We start from the raw sequence: 19096 nt of genomic DNA, 5'->3' as shown, positions 1-19096 counted from the left end.
GAAGGCAGGATGGACAACGCCTGTCGCGCATGGCCGGGCCGCCGAGCCCGGCCGTGACGCGTCAAAGGCAAGGGGCAGACGTTTCGATGTCGAAGCGAGACTACTACGAGATCCTCGGCGTCAGCCGGACCGTGACGGACGTCGAGCTCAAGGGCTCCTTCCGCAAGCTCGCGATGCAGCATCACCCGGACAAGAATCCCGGCGACAAGGAAGCCGAGATCAAGTTCAAGGAAATCAACGAGGCCTACCAGGTTCTCTCCGACGGCCAGAAGCGGGCGGCCTATGACCGCTTCGGCCATCAGGCCTTCGAGAATGGCGGCGGCGGTCCAGGCGGCAACGCCGATTTCTCCGACTTCATGTCGGACATCTTCGATTCCTTCTTCGGCGATGCGAGGCGGGGCGGCCCGCGCAGCGCCAATGGCCGCGAGCGCGGCGCCGATCTGCGCTACAATCTCGAGATCGGTCTGGAAGAAGCCTTCACCGGCAAGAACGCCTCGATCCGCGTGCCGACCTCGGTCTCCTGCGAGGCCTGCTCGGGAACCGGCGCCAAGCCCGGCTCGAAGTCGCGGCAGTGCCCGACCTGCGGCGGCCATGGCCGCGTCCGCGCCAATCAGGGCTTCTTCTCGGTCGAGCGCACCTGCCCGACCTGTTCCGGCCGCGGCGAGATCATCGACGACCCCTGCAAGAACTGCCAGGGCGCCGGCCGCGTCACGCGCGAGCGCACCCTCTCGGTCAACATTCCGGCCGGCGTCGAGGACGGCACGCGCATCCGCCTTGCCGGCGAAGGCGAGGCGGGCCTGCGCGGCGGGCCTGCGGGCGATCTCTACATCTTCCTTTCGATCAAGCCGCACGCGATCTTCCAGCGCGACGGCGCGGACCTGTTCTGCCGCGTGCCGATCGGGCTGGTCTCGGCCGCGCTCGGCGGCGAGATCGAGGTGCCGACGCTCTCGGGCGAGCAGGCGCGGGTGAAGATCCCGGAAGGCACCCAGACCGGCAAGCAGTTCCGCCTGAAAGGCAAGGGCATGAGCGTGCTGCGCTCGCGCGACGTCGGCGATCTCTACATCCAGGTCGTGGTCGAGACGCCGCAGAAGCTGACGGCGCGCCAGCGCGAACTGCTCGAGGAGTTTGAGCGGGAGAGCTCGCACAACAACCATCCCGAGACCGCGGGCTTCTTCGGCCGCGTCAAGGATTTCCTCGGCGGGCTTGGCGGCACCGCCTGAGCTGCTGCGAGGTAGATTTAAAAAAGGCCGCCTTTCGGCGGCCTTTTGCGTTGATAGCGGCAGGATGGCCTAGGGGGATCACGCCGTCCCGCTGCCGCCTGCGGCGAGCGCGTGCAGGGTTTCCGCGGTGGCGGTGTCGGCTGGGAAGAAGGTCTCCAGCGCAAGCTCCGACAGCGTGATGTCGACTGGCGTGCCGAACACCGTCGTCGTCGAGATCAGCGACAAGACCGTCTCGCCCAGCCGAAGCTGCATCGGCACGACGATGCCGGCTTCCACCTCGGCATCATGGCGTTCCTTTCCAGCCCCGTCCGGCTGCGGATAGTCGGAAAGCTCGTTCAACAGAGCGCCGAGCGTGCCGTCGGCCGTCGCGCGAACCTGCTGGCGCAGCCGGGCGAGCAGATGGGCGCGCCATTCGCTGAAATTCACGATGAAGGGCGCGAGCCCATCCGGGTGCAGCGAGAGGCGCAGCACATTGACGGGTGGCTGTAGCAGCTCCGCATCGGCGACGAGGCCGAGCAGCCGGGTCACCGCGGCGTTGGCGGCGAGAAGCGTCCAGTGCCGGTCGACGGCGAGCGCCGGGTAGGGCTCGTGACCTCTGAGGATCAGGTCGATCGCGCTCCGGGCCGCCTTCAGCGCCGGGTCTTCGAGCGGGCGCTCCAGGTAGATCGGCGCATGGCCGGCGGCGAGCAGCAGGGCGTTGCGCTCGCGCAGCGGCACCGTGAGGTGCTCGGCGAGCAGCAGAACCATCTCGCGGCTGGGGCGCGAGCGGCCGCTTTCGATGAAGCTCAGATGCTTCTGCGAGATCTCGGCCTCGAGCGCGAGATCGAGCTGGCTGAAGCGGCGTAGCTGCCGCCAGTCGCGCAGCAATATGCCGAAAGAGGGGGCGTGATGTGTGGTCATGGCGGGCAAGCTAGCGATCCCGGCGGGCCGTTCCAATTACCTCCCGCTTAATCGACGCCCGGTTCCGAACCCGGCAGCATTCCCGGCATCGAAGCGGGCTTTCCGCCCAAGATCCGGAAGGAGAATGCCATGTCGCTTATCCAGTCTTCGCCCCTGCTGCGCAATGCGCTTACCCTCGATGCCGCCGCCTGTGCCGGCATGGGTCTGCTGCTCGCCACGGCTGCCGGGCCGCTCGCTACGCCGTTTGGCTTGCCGGAGGCGTTCCTGCGCGGCGCGGGCATCGTGCTCCTGCCTTGCGCGGCGCTGCTCGGCTTCTTCGCCAGCCGCAGGGTTCTGCCCCGCCTCGCCATCTACGCCGTTATCGGCGTCAACCTGCTCTGGATCGTCGACAGTATCGCCATCCTGCTGATGGGCTGGTTCACGCCGACCGGGCTCGGCATCGCCTTCGTGCTCGCCCAGGCCGCGGCCGTCGCCGTTGTCACCGAGCTGGAAGTGATCGGCTTCCGGCGTTCGCCAGCGCAGGCGGACATGGCGCTCGATGCCGATGGGGCGAGCCTGCGCTGAGATTGTCACGCAGCTGTCGCATGGGCTCTCTAGCCGCGGATATCCTTTTCCGTCAGCGGGTCCGTTCCATGCGCCAGCCTCTCGTCCTCGCGGCTCTCGCCTCCCTCCTCCTCGCCGGCACGGCCGGCGCGGAGCCAATGTTCTACCGGGTCGCCACCTTCTCCGTGCCGCAAAACCTGCCGGCCGACCGCGATCCCGCGAAGAAGACGGTCTCCGAGATCATCGCGGCCAATGGCGACGGCACCCTGCTCGCCTACACCGATGCCGAGCAGAAGGCGCTCGGCATCATAGACATCGCCGATCCGGCCAACCCGAAGCCTGCCGGCTTCGTGCCGCTCGAAGGCGAATCCACCTCCGTGACCATCCTCGGCGACAAGGCCTTCGTCGCCGTTGTCACCTCCGGCGACAACTTCAAAGAGCCGGCCGGCCATCTTGCCACCGTCGACCTCAAGACCAGGCAGGTCGTGGCAAAGTGCGATCTCGGCGGCCAGCCCGACTCGGTGACGCTGACCAAGGACAAGGGCAAGATCGCGATCGCCATCGAGAACGAGCGCGACGAGAAGCTCAACAAGGGCGCCCTGCCGCAGCTTCCCGCCGGCAACCTCGCCCTGATCGGCATCAAGGACGGCGCCATCGACTGCGCCACCCGCCAGGTCGTCGATTTGACCGGCCTCGCCGCCGTCGAGCCGACCGATCCGGAGCCCGAATTCGTCGACGTCAATCAGGACGGCCTCGTCGTGGTGACGGTGCAGGAGAACAACCATCTCGTCATCGTCGATTCGAAGACCGGCAAGGTGGTGACCCATTTCTCGGCCGGCAGCGTCGATCTGAAGAACATCGACAAGACCCGCGACGGCAAGATCAGCCCGACCGAGGAGCTGAAGGGCGTCGCGCGCGAGCCGGACGCCGTGCGCTGGCTCGACAACGACCGCTTCGTCACCGCCAATGAGGGCGACTGGAAGGGCGGCTCGCGCGGCTTCTCGATCTTCCGCAAGGATGGCACGGTCGAGTTCGATTCCGGCTCGGATGTCGACCACCTCGCCATGTGCCTCGGCCACTATCCCGAGAAGCGCTCGGGTGCGAAGGGCAGCGAGCCCGAGGGCATCGAGGTCGCGACCTACGGCAATGATCGGCTGATCTTCGTCGGGCTGGAGCGCGCCTCGCTGGTGCTGGTCTACAAGGACGAGGGCCCGGGCAAGGCGCCGCGCTATCTGCAGGCGCTTCCGACCGGCATCGGCCCGGAAGGGCTGCTCGCCATCCCGCAGCGCGACCTCTTCGTTTCCGCCTCGGAAACCGATGTCGGCGAGAAGGGTGGTGCGCGTTCGGCCGTGACGATCTATCGCCGCGCCGAGCAGGCCGCCGCCTATCCGACGATCCAGTCCGAGAACGAGAACGGCCTGCCGATCGGCTGGGGCGCGCTCTCCGGCCTCGCCGCGGACCGCACGGCACCCGGCAAGCTCTTCTCGATCACCGACAGCGCCTATGCGCCGTCGCGCATCCTGCAGATCGACGCGACGCAGAAGCCCGCCCGCATCACCGGTGCGCTCACCGTGACCAAGGACGGCAAGCCCGCCTCCTATGATCTCGAAGGCATCGCGACCCGCGAGGGCGGCGGCTTTTGGCTGGCTTCCGAGGGCAATCCCGAGAAGAAGGACGCGCCGCTCGCAGACATCCTCCTGCGCGTCTCGGCCAAGGGCGAGGTCGAGGAGGAGATCGTCCTGCCGGAGGCGCTTGCGAAGCATGCTGTCCGCTTCGGTTTCGAGGGCGTCGCTGTGACCGGCACGGGCACTGAGGAGACCGTCTGGATCGCCGTCCAGCGCGAGTGGAAGGACGATCCGAAGGGCAAGACCAAGATCCTCTCCTACAAGCCGGCAACCAAGGAATGGGGCGTGCTGCACTACCCGCTGTCCCAGCCGGCTGCGGGCTTCTGGATGGGCCTCTCGGAGCTGGTTGCTCTCGGCGATGACCGCTTTGCCGTGATCGAGCGCGACAATGGCCTCGGTGCCAAGGCGGTGAAGACGCTCCAGACCTTCTCGGTGAAGGGCTTGAAGCCCGTGGCCATCGGCGCAGCCGAGATCCCGACCGTCGCGAAGACCCTGCTGCACGACCTGACCCCCGATCTGATGAAGGCCGGTGGCTATGGCCTCGACAAGGTCGAGGGCATGGCGGTCGACAAGGCCGGCCATCTCTTCGTCGTCACCGATAATGACGGTGTCGATGATTCCTCCGGCGAGACCCAGTTCTTTGCCTTCGGCCCGCTGCCGCGCTAGGATCAGCCCTCTCGCATAGAAACACGCCGTCATTCCGGACAAGCCGCGTTAGCGGCGACGATCCGGAATCCATCGAAGGGCTCAGAGCTTTACGATGGATTCCGGGTCAAGCCCGGAATGACGGCGTGTTTTCGTCAAAAGACTGCACGATCCGGAGCTGCAACAAAAAGCCCCGGATGCGGTGCATCCGGGGCAAGGCGCCTGGCTCATGAAAGAAGCCAGGTGGGGAGGAGACGGGGTTACCAGCCGGCGAGCACGGCGCCCTTGAAGCGCTCGGCGACGAAGGCCTTGATCTCGGGCGTGTGGTAGCTTTCGACCAGCGTCTTGACCCAGGGCTTGTCCTTGTCGGCGGTGCGGACCGCGATCAGGTTGACATAGGGACCCTTGGCGTCCTCGCGCAGGATCGCCGAGGCCGGGTCGATCTTGGCATCGACAGCGTAGTTGGTGTTGATCGCGGCGGCGGCGACGTCGGCGAGCGAGCGTGGCGTCTGGGCGGCCTCGATCTCGATGATCTTGAGTTTCTTCGGGTTGGCCGTGATGTCGGCCACGGTCGGCTTGAAGCCGACGCCGTCCTTCAGCTTGATAATGCCCTTGTCCTGCAGCAGTAGCAGAGAGCGGCCGCCATTCGTCGGGTCGTTCTGGATCGCGACGGTCGAGCCGTCCGGCACCTCGGACCAGTTCTTGTACTTGGACGAATAGATGCCGAGCGGGAAGTTCACGGTCAGACCGACGCTCTCGATCTTGAAGCCGCGGTCCTTCACCTGATTGTCGAGATAGGGCTGGTTCTGGAAGGAGTTCGCCTCCAGCTCGCCGGCGTCGAGCGCCTGGTTCGGCACGACATAGTCGGAGAACTCGATGATCTTGAGGTCGATACCCTTCTTGGCGATGAGCGGCTTCACCTTTTCGAGGATTTCGGCATGCGGGCCGGGCGAAACGCCGATGCGCACGACCTGATTCTGCTGGGCCAGCGCCGGGCCGGCGGCGAGAGCGAGGGAGAAGCCGGCGGCAATCGCAGCGCGGCGGGTGAAAGAGATCGTCATGATCGTGGTTTCCTTCGGTGTGAAGCGGATGAATTGATCAGGCGTGGCGCAGGCGCTTGTTGAGGCGGCGCGCCAGGCGGTCGCCGAAGCTCTGCACGAGCTGGACGAGGACGATGAGCACGGCGACGACCGTCGCCATCACGTCGGGCATGAAGCGTTGGTAGCCGTAGCGGATGCCGAGGTCGCCGAGCCCGCCGCCGCCGACCGCGCCGACCATGGCCGAGAAGCCGATCAGGCTGACCACCGCGAGGGTGAGGCCGAGCACGATGGCTGGCAGCGCCTCTGGGACCAGTACCTTGCGCACGATCTGGACGGGCGTCGCCCCCATGGCGCGGGCGGCCTCGACCAGGCCCTGGTCGACCTCGCGCACCGCACCTTCGATCAGCCGCGCGATGAAGGGCGTCGCCGCCACAGTCAGCGGCACGATCGCGGCCGCAGTGCCGATCGAGGTGCCGGCGAGCAGTCGCGTGAACGGGATGATCGCGACGACGAGGATGATGAAGGGCGTCGAGCGGGTCGCGTTGACCAGCACGCCGAGCAGGGCGTTGGCCGCCGGCGCCGCGAAGAGCTCGCCGCGCTTGCTGGTGGCGAGGAAGACGCCGAGCGGGAGCCCGAGCAGCGTGCCGATGCCGGCCGAGACGGCCACCATGGCGAGGGTATCGAGCGTCGACTGCCAGATCAGGCGGATGAGTTCAGGAGACATGGCCGATGACCTCCGCCTTGAGTCCAAGGCTCTTCAGGGCGCCGAGCACGGCTTCGCTTTCCGGCGCGCGCGAGGGCACCGAGACGAGCAGGCTGCCGAAGGGCTGGCCGGCGATGGCGTCGATCCGCCCGGCCAGAATGTTGACGTCGACGCCGACGACCGCGCTCAGCCGGCTGATCACCGGGGCGGTGGCGTTCTCTCCGACGAAGGTGATGCGCAGCACGAGGTTGTCGCCCGGTCGGGCCTGCGTGCGGATGCGGTGGGCCAGATGCTCGGGCACCTCGACGCCGGTCACCGCCTCGACGAAGCGCGCGGTGGTCGGGTGCTGGGGGTTGGTGAAGACGGAGAAGGTTTCGCCCTGCTCGACGATCCGCCCACCCTCGATCACCGCGACGCGGTCGCAGATTTCCTTGATGACGGGGATCTCGTGGGTGATCAGCAGGATGGTGATGCCGAGCTCGCGATTGACTTGGCGCAGCAGCGCCAGGATCGAGCGCGTCGTCTCCGGATCGAGCGCCGAGGTCGCCTCGTCGCAGAGCAGAACCTTGGGATCGGTGGCAAGCGCGCGGGCGATGCCGACGCGCTGCTTCTGCCCGCCCGAGAGCTCCGCCGGATAGCGCTCGCTCTTGTCGGCAAGGCCGACGAGCTTGAGCAGCCGCTCGACCTTGGCGGTGATCTCCGCACGCGGCGTGCCGGCGATCTCCAGCGGCAGCGCGACATTGTCGAAGACCGTGCGTGACGACAGCAGGTTGAAGTGCTGGAAGATCATGCCGATGCGGCGCCGCTGCGCCCGCCAGCCGGCCTCGGTCAGCTTCGTGACCTCCTTGCCTTCGATCAGGATTCGGCCAGCCGTGGCGCGCTCCAGCCCGTTGACGAGGCGGATCAGCGTCGACTTGCCGGCGCCGGAGCGGCCGATCACGCCGAGGATGCTGCCGGCCGGCACGTCGAGATCGATGCCGGCGAGCGCGCTCACGGCCTGCTGGCCGCTGCGCGCCGCAAAGGTCTTGCCGACCTGCTCGAAGCGGATGACAGGTTCGGCAATGGCGATGGGCAAGGCGCCGGCGCTCAATGCGCCGGGGCTGACGGGGGCGTTCATCATGTCCTCAGAAATGGGTGTGGCAGGACCAGTGGGCGATGCCGAGCTGTTCCATGGTCACGTCGTGGATCGAGCGGCGCCGGTCGTCCGCACCTGCGGCGTCGAGCGGGTCGAAGGCGGCCGGCACGGCCCGGTTGAACCAGGCCGTGGTGGCGTTCCAGAGTGATGACAGGATTTGCATCACGGCCTCACGAAGCCAGGCGAAGCGCGTTGTGGCGGCGCGGCCGGGCGAGCCGGCGCGCGGCGCTTTCTGCCGCGCCGGGCGTGGCGAAACGCTGCCCGTCCAGGGACCGGAAGGCCGAGGAGGCGGCGATGAAGGTGAAGTCGCGCTCGTCAGGGCGGCGGCTGACGAGGCCGATCTGAGCCTCGCCGATTTCGATGACATAGGCTTGCAGCGCCGGACGAGGCCGGCTGGAAACGAATTGAAGCTGGGACATGGCTCTGCCTTTTGCCGCATCTTGCGGCGTGTTCGTCGAAACGATCGAGTGGAAACGGCCTTGCGGCCCTTGCGATCTCAGCGTCGACAACAGCAGAAGATGGGGCGGAAGCGCGGTCGGCTTCGGCTTGCTTTCGCAACGGTCATGTCAGTCTCCTCTCTCTGGAGCCCACGACCCAGTCGTGGCGCTTTAGCGTTTGGTGACGCGGCGCAAGCTGCTCGCTCAAATCTCCGCGGTGCCCGGATCGCTCTGGGAACGGTCTGCAATCTGGCGGGGTTCGTCCTCTTTGTCAACCGGTTCGTTCTTTTAAAGAAACCAAAAGCCGGAGAATAATATTCTCCGCGACGCTCTTTGCGCTCCGGCAAGGATGCGGCATTGCGGGCCTTGACGTGGCACGGGAAGCGGCGCCATCTGCGGCCATGCTGGCTCGCGCCGCCCTTCTCGATCGCCTTCGCCGCTCCGACCTCGGAGTCTGGCTCGCGGTCGCCTACGCGCTTTGCGTGCTGGCCCTGGCGCTTGCTCCGGCTCCGGCCCTGGCGACCCTGAGCGGCCATGACGGCGTCGTGCTCTGCTCGGGCGCGCCGGTCCCGGATGACGGCCAGCCGGTCCCGCTTGGCGATCTCACCCATTGCAAGGGCTGTCCGCTCAACCCCATCCTTGCTGGCCCTCCGGTCGAGGATACGCCCGCGCCGGCGCGGCTCGCCGTCCGCCTGACTTCGCCTGTGCCGCTGGCCGAGGGGCTGCCGCATAGGTTCGCAACCGGTCTCGCGCAATCGCGCGCTCCGCCGGCCGGCTGAAACCTCCGCCTGTCCATTCGCATCGAATTCCGGCCTGCCCGCCTCGGCATGGGGCGGCGGCACTCCCTCTTGAGACTGCGTCAGCGGTCCCGTCGTTCAGGACATCAATCATGAAGCTTTCTTATCCGCTCGCCGCAATCGTGCTCGCGCTCTCGGCCACTGTCGCGGCTGCCCATGGCTTCCAGGTCGGCCCGCTCAAGATCGGCCATCCCTGGTCGCGCGCCACCCCGGCCGGCGCCAAGGTCGGCGGCGGCTATCTCAGCATCGAGAATACGGGAACCACGCCCGATCGGCTGGTCTCGATCTCCGTTCCCTTCGCCGCCCGCGCCGAGATCCACGAAATGGCGGTGAAGGACGGCGTCATGACCATGCGCCCGCTGGAGCAGGGCGTGGAGGTTCCGGCTGGCGCCAAGATAGAGTTCAAGCCCGGCGGCTACCACATCATGTTCATGGAGCTGAAGCAGCCGCTGCAGCAAGGCGAGATGATGAAGGGCACGCTGACCTTCGAGAAGGCCGGCACCGTCGATGTCGAGTTCAAGGTGGATTCGATTGCCGCCAAGGGTGACGCCACCAAGAGCGGCGAAGGCGAGCACAAGGGCCACTGAGCCGGGCGCTACGGCCCTTCCCTTCTCCCCTTGCGGGAGAAGGTGGCAGCGCGGAGCGCTGACGGATGAGGGGTCTCTCGAGTTTCCGGAGAAGGCGGCGCGACCCCTCACCCCAGCCCTCTCCCACAAGGGGAGAGGGGGGAGGTTGCGGCTTCAGACCTTCGCGCGCGGGTCGTGCTTCGCGAGCCGCGCCAGCAGGTAATCGACCTCGGTCTTGGCGGCCGCGCTTAAGCTCGCGCCCGGCTTGCGCTGGGCGTCGTGCGTGAGGATGCCGCGCTTCATCAGCGTGTATTTGCGCACGGCGAGGCCGACGCCCTGCTGCTGCTCGTAGCGCAGCAGCGGCAGATGCGCGTCGAAGATGTCATGCGCCGCATCGCGCTGGCCCGCCTTCTGCAGTTTGACCACGTCGATCAGCAGCTCCGGGAAGGCGTAGCCGGTGTTGGCACCGTCGGCGCCGCGCTCCATCTCGAAATCGAGGAAGAGCCCGCCATTGCCGGTCAGGATCGAGATCGGCCGCAGCGAGCCTTCCGCCTGGAACTTGCGCAGCGTCGAGATCTTTTCCAGCCCCGGCCAGTCCTCATGCTTCAGCATCACGCAGGACGGGTTGTCCTGGACGATCTTGCGGATCACCGCCGGCGTCATCACCACCGAGAGCGTCAGCGGATAGTCCTGGATGACGAAGGAGATGTCGGTGCCGATGGCCTCGACCGCCTGGGCATAGTAGCCGGTGATCTGATCGTCGGTGCGCAAGGATGGGGGCGGAGCGATCATCACGCCGCCGGCGCCGAGATCCATCACCTGCCGGGCAAGCGATCGCATCGCCGCGAAGCCGGGCGCGGAGACGCCGACGATGATCGGCTTCCCGCCCATCTTTGCGACCGCGCGCTTGACGAGGCCGACCGACTCCTCGGGCTCGAGCTTGGGTGCCTCGCCCATGATACCGAGCACGGTGACGCCGTCTGAGCCGATGCCGCGATAGAACTCGAAGAGACGGTCGGCCGAGGTCCAGTCGATGCTGCCGTCCGGGTTGAACGGCGTCGGCGCGATCGGGAAGACGCCGCTGGCGTCGGAAGTCAGGCGCATGATGCTGCTCTCAGTCTCGTAAAGAAGGAAGGCTGGAAGCCCGTCATGGTCGGGCTTGACCCGACCATCTCGGAAACCAGCGGGCTGGTCATGAGATTCTCAGGGCTCAAGCCCGAGAATGACGCCTCAGACGATGCGGGTGCGGACGGTGCCGACGCCGGCGATCTCGCCTTCGAGCACGTCGCCCTTGCCGACGGCGGCGACGCCTTCCGGCGTACCGGTGAAGATCAGGTCGCCGGGCCTGAGTTCGACCAGGCCGGAGAGATAGGCGATCGTCTCCTCGACGTTCCAGATCTGCTTGGCGAGGTCGGAGCTCTGGCGCACGACGCCGTTGACGGTGAGCTCGATCTTGCCGGCGCTCGGATGGCCGGCCTGGCTTGCCGGCACGATCTCGCCGATCGGCCCGGAGAGGTCGAAGCCCTTCGACATATCCCAGGGGCGCCCGGCCTTCTTGGCGGCGGCCTGCAGGTCGCGGCGGGTCATGTCGAGCCCGGCCGCATAGCCGTAGACATGGGCGAGCGCCTCGGATTCAGGGATGTCCCTGCCGCCGGTGCCGATCGCGACGACCAGTTCCATCTCGTGATGGAGATCCTTGGTCTTCGTCGGATAGGGCATGTCGGCGCCGTTGATCAGCAGCGCATCGGCCGGCTTGGTGAAGAAGAACGGCTCCTCGCGATCAGGGTCTCCCCCCATTTCGCGGGTGTGCTCGGCGTAGTTGCGGCCGACGCAGAAGACGCGCCGCACCGGGAAGGAACCGCCTCCCACGACCGGAACGGCCACGACGGCCGGCGGATCGATCACATAGTTGCTCATCGGGCAGATCCCTCGGTTCTCAAAGTTCAGAGCATTGCTACGGCAAAAAACCGGTACCCACTTTTTTTCGCAATGCTCGAGCGCTTGCTTGCGCCGTTCATGCGGGAGCTGCGCGCCGACCGCAAGCGGATTGCGTCGTCATCGGGCCTGCGCAGACGGCATTGCGGCCCGGTCTTCGCATGCGCGGGAGAGTTTGTGCGGCGCGGCGTTGCAACCACCGCGATTTGCCTCCTACAGTGCCGTGCCGGGCGGGTCCGGCAAGCCTTATGGAAGGAACGGCAAGTGAGTACGGGAACCGTGAAGTGGTTCAACGAGACCAAGGGCTACGGCTTCATCACGCCCGACGAGGGCGGCGGCGACATCTTCGTACACGTCAGTGCGGTGACGCGCGCCGGGCTGCGTGGCCTGAACGAGGGCCAGAAGGTCAGCTACGATCTCGAGCCCGATCGCAAGACCGGCAAGAGCGCCGCGGTGAATCTCAAGGTCGCGTAGGACGGCACGCGACAACGGGAAGGCGAAAGGCGGCGCTTTTCCCGGGCCACGGCGAATATCCTTCATCCGCGCGCGGAACGAAGCGAATTCCAGGCATGCCCGTCGCCAGGGGCGGCGGAAACGAAAGGCTCAGCCGGCTCAGGCGCGGCCTGGCGCCGGATGGAACAGCCGGCCCTTTTCCACGATCAGCACGACGACGAGCGCGGCGATGCCGCAGAGCGCGAAGCCCAGCGTCAGCGGGATGACCGTGCCGTTGAAATGCTGGCCGATATAGAAGCCCAGAAGCGCGCCGATCACCGTGGTGACGAAGCCCTGGACCGAGGATGCCGTCCCCGCGACATGGCCGAGCGGCTCCATCGCCAAGGCGCCGAAATTCGGGCCGATCAGGCCGAAGCAGAACATCGCTCCGCCCTGCAGGATCGCGAAGCTCCACAGCGACTCGTGGCCCGCAAGGGCGACGAGCGCGTGCGCGCCGGTCAGCGCGATGTAGCCCAAGAGCGCGGCATGCGAGACCCGGCGCATGCCGAGCCGGCCGACGATGCGCGAGTTCAACAGCGAGGACGCCGCCATGAACATCGCGATCAGCGCAAAGATGGTGGTGAACAGCTCCGGTGTGCGGAAGACGTCGACGAAGACCTGCTGCGCCGAATTGATGAAGCCGAACAGCCCGCCGAGCACGAAGGCCATCGCCAGCATGTAGCCAACGCCGATGCGGCTCGTCAGCGTGGTGCGGAAGGCGGCGGCGACACTCCGGAGCTCGATCGGCTTGCGGTCTTCCGGATGCTGCGTCTCGGGCAGCTTGATCGTCACCCAGATCAGCACGGCAGCGCCGAAGGCAGTCAGTACGCCGAAGATCCAGCGCCAGGGCGCAACCCACAGGATCGCTTGGCCGATGGACGGCGCCAGGATCGGCACGGCCAGGAAGACGATCATGGCGAGCGACATGACGCGCGCCATGTCGCGCCCCGAATAGCAGTCGCGGACGATCGAGACGACGAGCACGCGCGTCGCCGCCGCGCCGACACCCTGCAGCACGCGCGCCGCCATCATCGCCTCGAACGAGCCGGCGAAGGCGGCGGCGATGCTGGCGATGACGTAGACGATCAGGCCGGTGAGCAGCACCGGCCGGCGTCCGTAGCGGTCCGAAATCGTGCCGTAGAAGATCTGCGAGACGCCGAAGCCGAGCAGATAGGCCGTGATGATCCACTGTCGCTGGTTGGCCTCGGCAATGCCAAGCGCCTCGGCCATTTGCGGCAAGGCCGGCAGCATGGAGTCGATGGCCAGCGCGTTCGTCGCCATCAGCGCGGCGGTGAGGCCCACGAAGGGGTAGAAGCCCATGCCGTGGCGCGGCCGGGCGATGGCGGACATGTCGTTCATGACGATCGCGAAAGCTGGCCCGGCGGCTGCGAGCGGACGGCAGCGGCAGGCAATGATTGGGCGGCAGCATTAGACCTGCCGGCAGGGGCCGGCAACCCGCCTTGCCGGCCATGCGCCATGCGCCGGGCGCGTTTCCCGCCTCAGCCGGCTTTCTGCATCTCGGCCATCAGCGCGTTGTCGATTTCGTTGGCGCGCCTCGCGGCCGGCCTGCCCGCCAGTCTGGCGCCATAGGCCTCGAAGGCCGGTCGCTTCTCGATCGTGCCGAACTGCAGGCCCCATAGGATCTGCGCGCCGACATAAACGTCGGCGGCGCTGAAGCGGTCGCCGAGCAGATACGGCCCTTGGCTGACGGCCTGTTCGAGCGCGTCCATCACGTCCGCATAGGTCCCATAGCCGATCGCGCGGGCCCGATCCGGTGGCACCTCAAGGCCGAAAGCCTTGTTGCTGACGGCGGCCTCGACCGGGCCCGCAGCGAAAAACAGCCAGCGATAGTAGGGGCCGCGCAGCCGGCTGGTCGGCTCCGGCGCCAGCCCGACCTGCGGAAAGGCATCGGCGAGATAGGCGCAGATCGCGGCGCATTCGGTGACGACGGTATCGCCATGAACCAGCGTCGGCACTTTCCCCATCGGGTTGAGCGCCTTGTATGGCGCGCTCTTCATCGGTGCGCCGAAGCCGAGGATCTCGGCCCGGTAGGGTTGGCCGACCTCTTCCATCATCCAGCGCGCGATCCGGCCGCGCGACATGGGATTCGTGTACAGCACGAGTTCGTCCGTCATGGCTGGTGCCTCCTTGATGTCCGGTGTTGCTCTATCCTGCGGCGCTGTCGTGATACTGTCAGGAGCCATCGCCTGACGACGCCGGTTCGAACTGCTATCCTCGCCGCGAAACGGGACGGGAGCATGAACGAATCATCGGCGCTGCGCAGCGTATCCCTCGGCGACGGGCGGATGGCGATCGAGGGCCTATCGGCCCGCTATATCCAGGGCTCGGCCCGGCGCTTCCGGCTGAAGGCCGCGGAGCTTCGCCTCATCGGCGGCTTCGAGAGCCGTGACGGGCGCCTCGAGGACGCGCAGCGCATCCTTGCCGAGGCCCATGTGGCGGATGGCGCGTTGCGGCGCGCCGGCTTCGATGGCGAGGCCGAAGCGATCGGCCTCACCTTGCGTCCGCTGTCGGCATCGAGCGAACAGCCGCGGCTCCTGCTGATGCTCGGCTATCGCGAGGAGGGCGGATCCGAGATGCCCTTCGCCGATGCGTTTCTGGCTCCGTCCGTGTTCGAGGCGCTCAAGGCGGACATGCTCAGGGGGCTCGCGCAGGAGGTCTCGCTCAGCGCGACGACGAGCCTCTGGGTACGGGAGGAAGACCGCGACCTGCCCGATGCGAGCCCGCTCGGCTGGTATCTCGCGCCGGGAAGCGACGGGAAGGCCGTTGTCCCGGCCCGCGGCTTCATCGACAGCATCGAGTGGATGCCGCAGGCCCGGCCCGAGCTGCTTGCCGAGACCATGCCGGTGCCGCACGCCGCTGCGGATCACGAGGCGGACGAGGATTGGCCGGAGAGCAGCGCCGAACAGCTGCGCAAGATCAACTGGAGCTTCAAGCTGCTCCTGCTGCTCCTCGCTTTCATGATGATAATCATCGCGGTGAAATAGAGCATTTTCGAGCGAAGTGGACACCGGTTCGCGTAAAGAAAATGCGACAAAACAAAGACCTAGAGCATTTCCGCGATTCGAAGAAGCGCGGAAATGCTCTAGGCGCCGGCCCTATGGCTCGTGGCGGCGGATCCGGCGGATGATCTCGTTCAGCGCCAGCATCGCCAGCGCCAGGATGAAGGGCAGGACGTAGTAGATCACGCGGAAGATCAGCAGCGCGCCGAGCACGTGCTCATAGGGGAGGCGGTTAAGCGCGACCAGCATCGTCGCCTCGAACACGCCGAGTCCGCCCGGCGCATGGCTGGCGATGCCGATCAGGCAGGCGAAGATATAGGCAGCCAGGAAGGTCGGATAGTCGAGATTGTAGCCACCGGGCAGCAGGACGAAGAGCACGGCTGCCGCCGCGCTGACCTCGCAGGCGCCGAGCGCCATCTGGCCGAGCGTGGTGCCGAGACCCGGCAGATGCAGGTTCCAGCCCCGCACGCGCAGGCTGCGCTCGTCCGTCGCGATCCAGATCAGGTAGCCGATGATGCCGAGCCCGATGAGGCCACCGGCGATCTGGACGACGAGCGGCGAGGTCCGCGCCAGCATCGCGACCGAATCCGCCGAATAGACCAGGCTGGCGCAGAGAATGGCGCCGAGACCGAGCCAGAAGGTGATGCCCGCGATCACCGTCAGACTCGCGACCTCCGAAGCCCGCACGCCCTTCGGTGAATAGATCCAGTAGCGCACCGTGCCGCCGGTCACGATCGGGAAGCCGAGCGTGAAGGAAACCGAATAACTGGTGAAGGACGCCAGCGCCGTCGTGCGGTAGGCAATCGAGAGCCCGAGCCGGCGCAGGGCCAGCGCATCATATCCCGTCAGCAGGAGATAGCTCAGCGCCGTGAAGCCGGCCGCGAGCCCGAGCTGACGCAGGCTGGCATTGGCGAAGGCGCCGGCGAGCTGGCCCGGTTCCATCTGGCTGATGATGTGCCAGAGCACGACGAGCGAGGCACCGAAGATGATGGTGCTCGCCAGCGGGCCGAGCCACCACCAGCGACTGCGCTTGCGCAGGGGCATTCCTGGCTCGTGCGGGCCGAACGACATGCGCTCTCTGGGTTGCGCGACACCGCGGATCTGCAGCGGCGCGTGGGAGGAGAGGGCGCGGCTGCGCCTCGGCCCGAGAGATAACGCGTTGGCAGCGATGCACAAGCCGCTGCGGCGAATGAGCCCTGGCTGATTTTACACGGAAGCGCGTGTCATCCCGGCCGGAGCCCTCGGGTCCGATCTTCGATTGGCCCAAGGATAAACTCCGCAGCGCCGATCCGGAATCCATCATAAAGCGCAACGCCCTACGATGGATTCCGGGTCTTCCTTCGGTCGCCCGGAATGACGGAAAAGGTTTGGAGATGCTCGGGTTAAGCCCACGGTTGTCCGGTTCGTTTTGAGGGCTGTCTTGGAAAGCACGATGGATCGAAGGCTTTCCATAGAACGGCGACGGAGATGACAGGTGCGGGGAACCCCTCCCCCTTGTGGGGAGGGGCAGGGGTGGGGGTCGAACGACTGGGTTCAACGCTCACCAAGCAGAGCCACCCCCATCCCCTTACCCTTCCCCACAAGGGGGAAGGGAGGAGCCCGCCCCGGCACCCGCCAGCGCGATGCAAACCGGACAGCCGTGGAAAATCAGCAGGCGCCCCAGCTACGGGATAAGAATGAACTGAACCGGGGCGGCGTGCCGCCCCGGAGTTGCCTGCCTCAGCCGCCGATGTTGAAGGCGGCGAGCGCCGCCATGTTGACGATGTCGGAGTCCTTGGCGCCGAGCGGCACGATCTGCACGGGCTTGTCGAGGCCGACGATCAGCGGACCGATCACGGTCGCGCCGCCGAGCTCCTGCAGCAGCTTGGTCGAGATCGAGGCCGAGTGGAAGGCCGGCATAATCAGCACGTTCGCCGGGCCCGACAGGCGGCAGAACGGATACTGGCTCATGGTCTCGCGGTTGAGCGCGACATCCGCCGCCATCTCGCCGTCATACTCGAAATCGACGCGCTGGTTGTCGAGGATCGCCACCGCCTCGCGCACCTTTTCGGAGCGTTCGCCGGCCGGGTGGCCGAAGGTCGAGAAGGCGAGCATCGCCACCTTCGGCTCATAGCCGAGCCTGCGGCCGACGCCGGCCGCCTCGATCGCGATCTCGGAGAGCGCCTGAGCCGTCGGCATCTCGGTGATCGCGGTGTCGGCGACGAGTACGGTGCGGTCGCGCGAGATCACGATCGAGACGCCGATCACGCGGTGGCCGGGCTTCTCGTCGATGACGCGGCGGACCTCCTCCAGCGCGATCGAATAGTTGCGGGTCACGCCCGTCACCATCGCGTCGGCATCGCCGAGCGCCACCATCGCCGCGGCGAAATGGTTGCGGTCCTGGTTGATCAGGCGCTGGCAGTCGCGGAAGAGATAGCCCTGCCGCTGCAGCCGCTCGTAGAGATATTGCGCATAGGCGCTGTTGCGGTGGGAGAGCCGAGCGTTCTGGATCGAGATGCCCCTGGCCTCGAGATCGACGCCGAGGAAGGTCGCGGTCTCGTAGATCCGCTCCTCACGGCCGACGAGGATGGCCTGGCCCAGCTCCTGGTTGACGAAGGATGCCGCGGCGCGGATGACCTGCTCCTCCTCGCCCTCGGCAAAGACGACGCGCTTCGGATAGCGCTTCACCCGCTCGAAGATGCGGTTGAGTGTGCCGGCGATCGGGTCGCGCCGGGCGGAGAGCTGCGCCTTGTAGCCCGGCATATCGACGATCGGCTTGCCGGCGACGCCGGATTCCATCGCCGCCTTCGCCACCGCCGCCGGCACGACCTGGATCAGGCGCGGATCGAACGGCACGGGGATGATGTAGTCCTTGCCATAGCGCGGGCGCGCGCCCTGATAGGCGGCGGCGACTTCGTCCGGCACGTCCTCGCGGGCGAGCGCCGCCAGCGACTCTGCGGCGGCGATCTTCATCTCCATGTTGATGGTGGTGGCGCGCACGTCGAGCGCGCCGCGGAAGATGAAGGGAAAGCCGAGGACGTTGTTGACCTGGTTTGGATAGTCCGAGCGGCCCGTCGCCATGATCGCGTCGTCGCGGATGGCGTGGACCTCCTCCGGTGTGATCTCCGGATCGGGATTGGCCATGGCGAAGATGATCGGGTTCGGCGCCATCGCGGCGACCATCTCGGGCGTCACGGCGCCCTTTTGCGACAGGCCGAAGAAGGCGTCGGCCCCTTCCAGGGCCTGCGCCAGCGTGCGCCGATCGGTGACGGCGGCATGGGCCGACTTCCACTGGTTCATGCCCTCGGTGCGGCCTTGGTAGATCACGCCCTTGGTGTCGCAGAGGATGACGTTGTCGGGCTTGAAGCCCATCGCCTTCAAGAGCTCGATGCAGGCGATGGCGGCCGCGCCGGCGCCATTGATGACGAGCTTGGTCGACTTGATGTCGCGCTCGGTCAGGTCGAGCGCGTTGATCAGGCCGGCGGCGGCGATGATTGCGGTGCCGTGCTGGTCGTCATGGAAAACCGGGATGTCCATCAGCTCGCGCAGGCGCTGCTCGATGATGAAGCACTCGGGTGCCTTGATATCCTCGAGATTGATGCCGCCGAAGGATGGGCCGAGATAACGCACGGCATCGATGAACTTCTCCGGGTCCTCGGTGTCGACCTCGAGGTCGATCGAGTCGATGTCGGCGAAGCGCTTGAACAGGACGGATTTGCCCTCCATCACCGGCTTCGAGGCGAGCGCGCCGAGATTGCCGAGGCCGAGGATGGCGGTGCCGTTCGAGATCACGGCGACGAGGTTCGAGCGCGTGGTGTAGTCGTAGGCGCGCGACGGATCCTCCGCGATCGCCAGGACCGGCACGGCCACGCCCGGCGAATAGGCCAACGACAGATCCCGCTGCGTCGCCATCGGCTTGGTCGGAACGATTTCCAGCTTGCCCGGCCGTCCCTGCGAATGGAACAACAGGGCTTCCTGGTCCGTGAAGGTCGGGCGAGTTCTCTTGTTCGTCGGACGGTCGTTCATCGAAGCGTCTTTTCTTGAGCGTTTCCTCGGGGG

Annotated in this window: 19 protein-coding genes; 7 read left to right on the top strand and 12 right to left on the bottom strand. The window is 66.7% G+C overall.

Going from position 1 to position 19096, the window contains the following annotated elements; all coding sequences use genetic code 11:
• Positions 1 to 86: 86 nt before the first annotated feature.
• Positions 87 to 1220, top strand: a complete 1134-nt coding sequence (dnaJ, locus tag FQV39_RS18375; RefSeq protein WP_149131603.1) for a molecular chaperone DnaJ — start codon at positions 87 to 89, stop codon at positions 1218 to 1220.
• 78 nt (positions 1221 to 1298) lie between these two features.
• Here dnaJ and FQV39_RS18370 read toward each other — a convergent pair whose 3' ends face one another.
• Entirely contained in the window at positions 1299 to 2120 is an 822-nt protein-coding gene (locus FQV39_RS18370) for a helix-turn-helix domain-containing protein (protein ID WP_149133918.1), read from the bottom strand.
• 129 nt (positions 2121 to 2249) lie between these two features.
• On the opposite strand from FQV39_RS18370, the gene FQV39_RS18365 reads away from it, so the two are divergent.
• Together FQV39_RS18365 and FQV39_RS18360 are read left to right on the top strand one after the other, a co-directional pair.
• Complete coding sequence (locus FQV39_RS18365; RefSeq protein ID WP_149131602.1) at positions 2250 to 2684, top strand: hypothetical protein; 435 nt, start codon at positions 2250 to 2252, stop codon at positions 2682 to 2684.
• Between the two features lie 68 nt (positions 2685 to 2752).
• Positions 2753 to 4954 (top strand): esterase-like activity of phytase family protein, encoded by a 2202-nt coding sequence (locus tag FQV39_RS18360; RefSeq protein WP_149131601.1) that lies wholly within the window; start codon positions 2753 to 2755, stop codon positions 4952 to 4954.
• 239 nt (positions 4955 to 5193) lie between these two features.
• Here the strand turns inward: FQV39_RS18360 and FQV39_RS18355 are convergent, their stop codons facing one another.
• Genes FQV39_RS18355 through FQV39_RS18340 form a run of 5 tightly spaced genes read right to left on the bottom strand, consistent with a single transcriptional unit; the run spans position 5194 to position 8230 of the window.
• Positions 5194 to 5994: a MetQ/NlpA family ABC transporter substrate-binding protein gene (locus FQV39_RS18355; RefSeq protein ID WP_149131600.1), complete on the bottom strand. Its 801-nt coding sequence runs from the start codon at positions 5992 to 5994 to the stop codon at positions 5194 to 5196.
• Positions 5995 to 6031: 37 nt separating this feature from the next.
• Positions 6032 to 6697, bottom strand: coding sequence for a methionine ABC transporter permease (locus tag FQV39_RS18350; protein ID WP_149131599.1), 666 nt, complete (start codon positions 6695 to 6697; stop codon positions 6032 to 6034).
• Entirely contained in the window at positions 6687 to 7793 is a 1107-nt protein-coding gene (locus FQV39_RS18345) for a methionine ABC transporter ATP-binding protein (protein WP_149133917.1), read from the bottom strand. Before FQV39_RS18345 ends, FQV39_RS18350 begins: the two co-directional genes overlap by 11 nt.
• Positions 7794 to 7800: 7 nt before the next feature.
• The gene (locus FQV39_RS33210) at positions 7801 to 7974 is read right to left on the bottom strand and encodes a hypothetical protein (protein ID WP_187639980.1); all 174 of its coding nucleotides are present in this window, start codon (positions 7972 to 7974) and stop codon (positions 7801 to 7803) included.
• A gap of 7 nt (positions 7975 to 7981) precedes the next feature.
• Complete coding sequence (locus tag FQV39_RS18340; protein WP_149131598.1) at positions 7982 to 8230, bottom strand: hypothetical protein; 249 nt, start codon at positions 8228 to 8230, stop codon at positions 7982 to 7984.
• Positions 8231 to 8649: 419 nt separating this feature from the next.
• On the opposite strand from FQV39_RS18340, the gene FQV39_RS18335 reads away from it, so the two are divergent.
• The gene (locus FQV39_RS18335; RefSeq protein ID WP_149131597.1) at positions 8650 to 9027 is read left to right on the top strand and encodes a hypothetical protein; all 378 of its coding nucleotides are present in this window, start codon (positions 8650 to 8652) and stop codon (positions 9025 to 9027) included.
• A gap of 110 nt (positions 9028 to 9137) precedes the next feature.
• Positions 9138 to 9632, top strand: coding sequence for a copper chaperone PCu(A)C (locus tag FQV39_RS18330; protein WP_149131596.1), 495 nt, complete (start codon positions 9138 to 9140; stop codon positions 9630 to 9632).
• A gap of 153 nt (positions 9633 to 9785) precedes the next feature.
• On the opposite strand, the gene FQV39_RS18325 is transcribed toward FQV39_RS18330, so the two are convergent.
• Positions 9786 to 10715, bottom strand: a complete 930-nt coding sequence (locus FQV39_RS18325; protein WP_149131595.1) for a dihydrodipicolinate synthase family protein — start codon at positions 10713 to 10715, stop codon at positions 9786 to 9788.
• 126 nt (positions 10716 to 10841) lie between these two features.
• A complete protein-coding gene (locus FQV39_RS18320) occupies positions 10842 to 11528 on the bottom strand; it encodes a fumarylacetoacetate hydrolase family protein (RefSeq protein ID WP_149131594.1) in 687 nt (228 codons plus the stop codon).
• Between the two features lie 282 nt (positions 11529 to 11810).
• Between FQV39_RS18320 and FQV39_RS18315 the strand changes: the two genes are divergently transcribed.
• The gene (locus FQV39_RS18315; RefSeq protein ID WP_149131593.1) at positions 11811 to 12020 is read left to right on the top strand and encodes a cold-shock protein; all 210 of its coding nucleotides are present in this window, start codon (positions 11811 to 11813) and stop codon (positions 12018 to 12020) included.
• 138 nt (positions 12021 to 12158) lie between these two features.
• On the opposite strand, the gene FQV39_RS18310 is transcribed toward FQV39_RS18315, so the two are convergent.
• Together FQV39_RS18310 and FQV39_RS18305 are read right to left on the bottom strand one after the other, a co-directional pair.
• Complete coding sequence (locus FQV39_RS18310) at positions 12159 to 13397, bottom strand: multidrug effflux MFS transporter (RefSeq protein WP_349238555.1); 1239 nt, start codon at positions 13395 to 13397, stop codon at positions 12159 to 12161.
• 140 nt (positions 13398 to 13537) lie between these two features.
• Positions 13538 to 14173 carry a glutathione S-transferase family protein gene (locus FQV39_RS18305; protein ID WP_149131592.1) on the bottom strand — a complete coding sequence of 212 codons (636 nt, stop codon included), beginning with the start codon at positions 14171 to 14173 and terminating at the stop codon, positions 13538 to 13540.
• A 123-nt stretch (positions 14174 to 14296) separates the two neighbouring features.
• On the opposite strand from FQV39_RS18305, the gene FQV39_RS18300 reads away from it, so the two are divergent.
• The gene (locus FQV39_RS18300; RefSeq protein WP_149131591.1) at positions 14297 to 15043 is read left to right on the top strand and encodes a hypothetical protein; all 747 of its coding nucleotides are present in this window, start codon (positions 14297 to 14299) and stop codon (positions 15041 to 15043) included.
• 111 nt (positions 15044 to 15154) lie between these two features.
• Here the strand turns inward: FQV39_RS18300 and FQV39_RS18295 are convergent, their stop codons facing one another.
• Positions 15155 to 16102, bottom strand: coding sequence for a lysylphosphatidylglycerol synthase domain-containing protein (locus FQV39_RS18295; protein ID WP_248313061.1), 948 nt, complete (start codon positions 16100 to 16102; stop codon positions 15155 to 15157).
• Between the two features lie 675 nt (positions 16103 to 16777).
• Positions 16778 to 19063 carry an NADP-dependent malic enzyme gene (locus tag FQV39_RS18290; protein WP_149131589.1) on the bottom strand — a complete coding sequence of 762 codons (2286 nt, stop codon included), beginning with the start codon at positions 19061 to 19063 and terminating at the stop codon, positions 16778 to 16780.
• Between the last annotated feature and the right edge of the window lie 33 nt (positions 19064 to 19096).

Origin of the sequence: Bosea sp. F3-2, from assembly GCF_008253865.1 — a bacterium.
Taxonomy (GTDB): Bacteria; Pseudomonadota; Alphaproteobacteria; order Rhizobiales; family Beijerinckiaceae; genus Allobosea.
The sequence above is the reverse complement of the archived record's forward strand: the minus strand, read 5'-3'. Positions and strand labels throughout refer to the sequence as shown.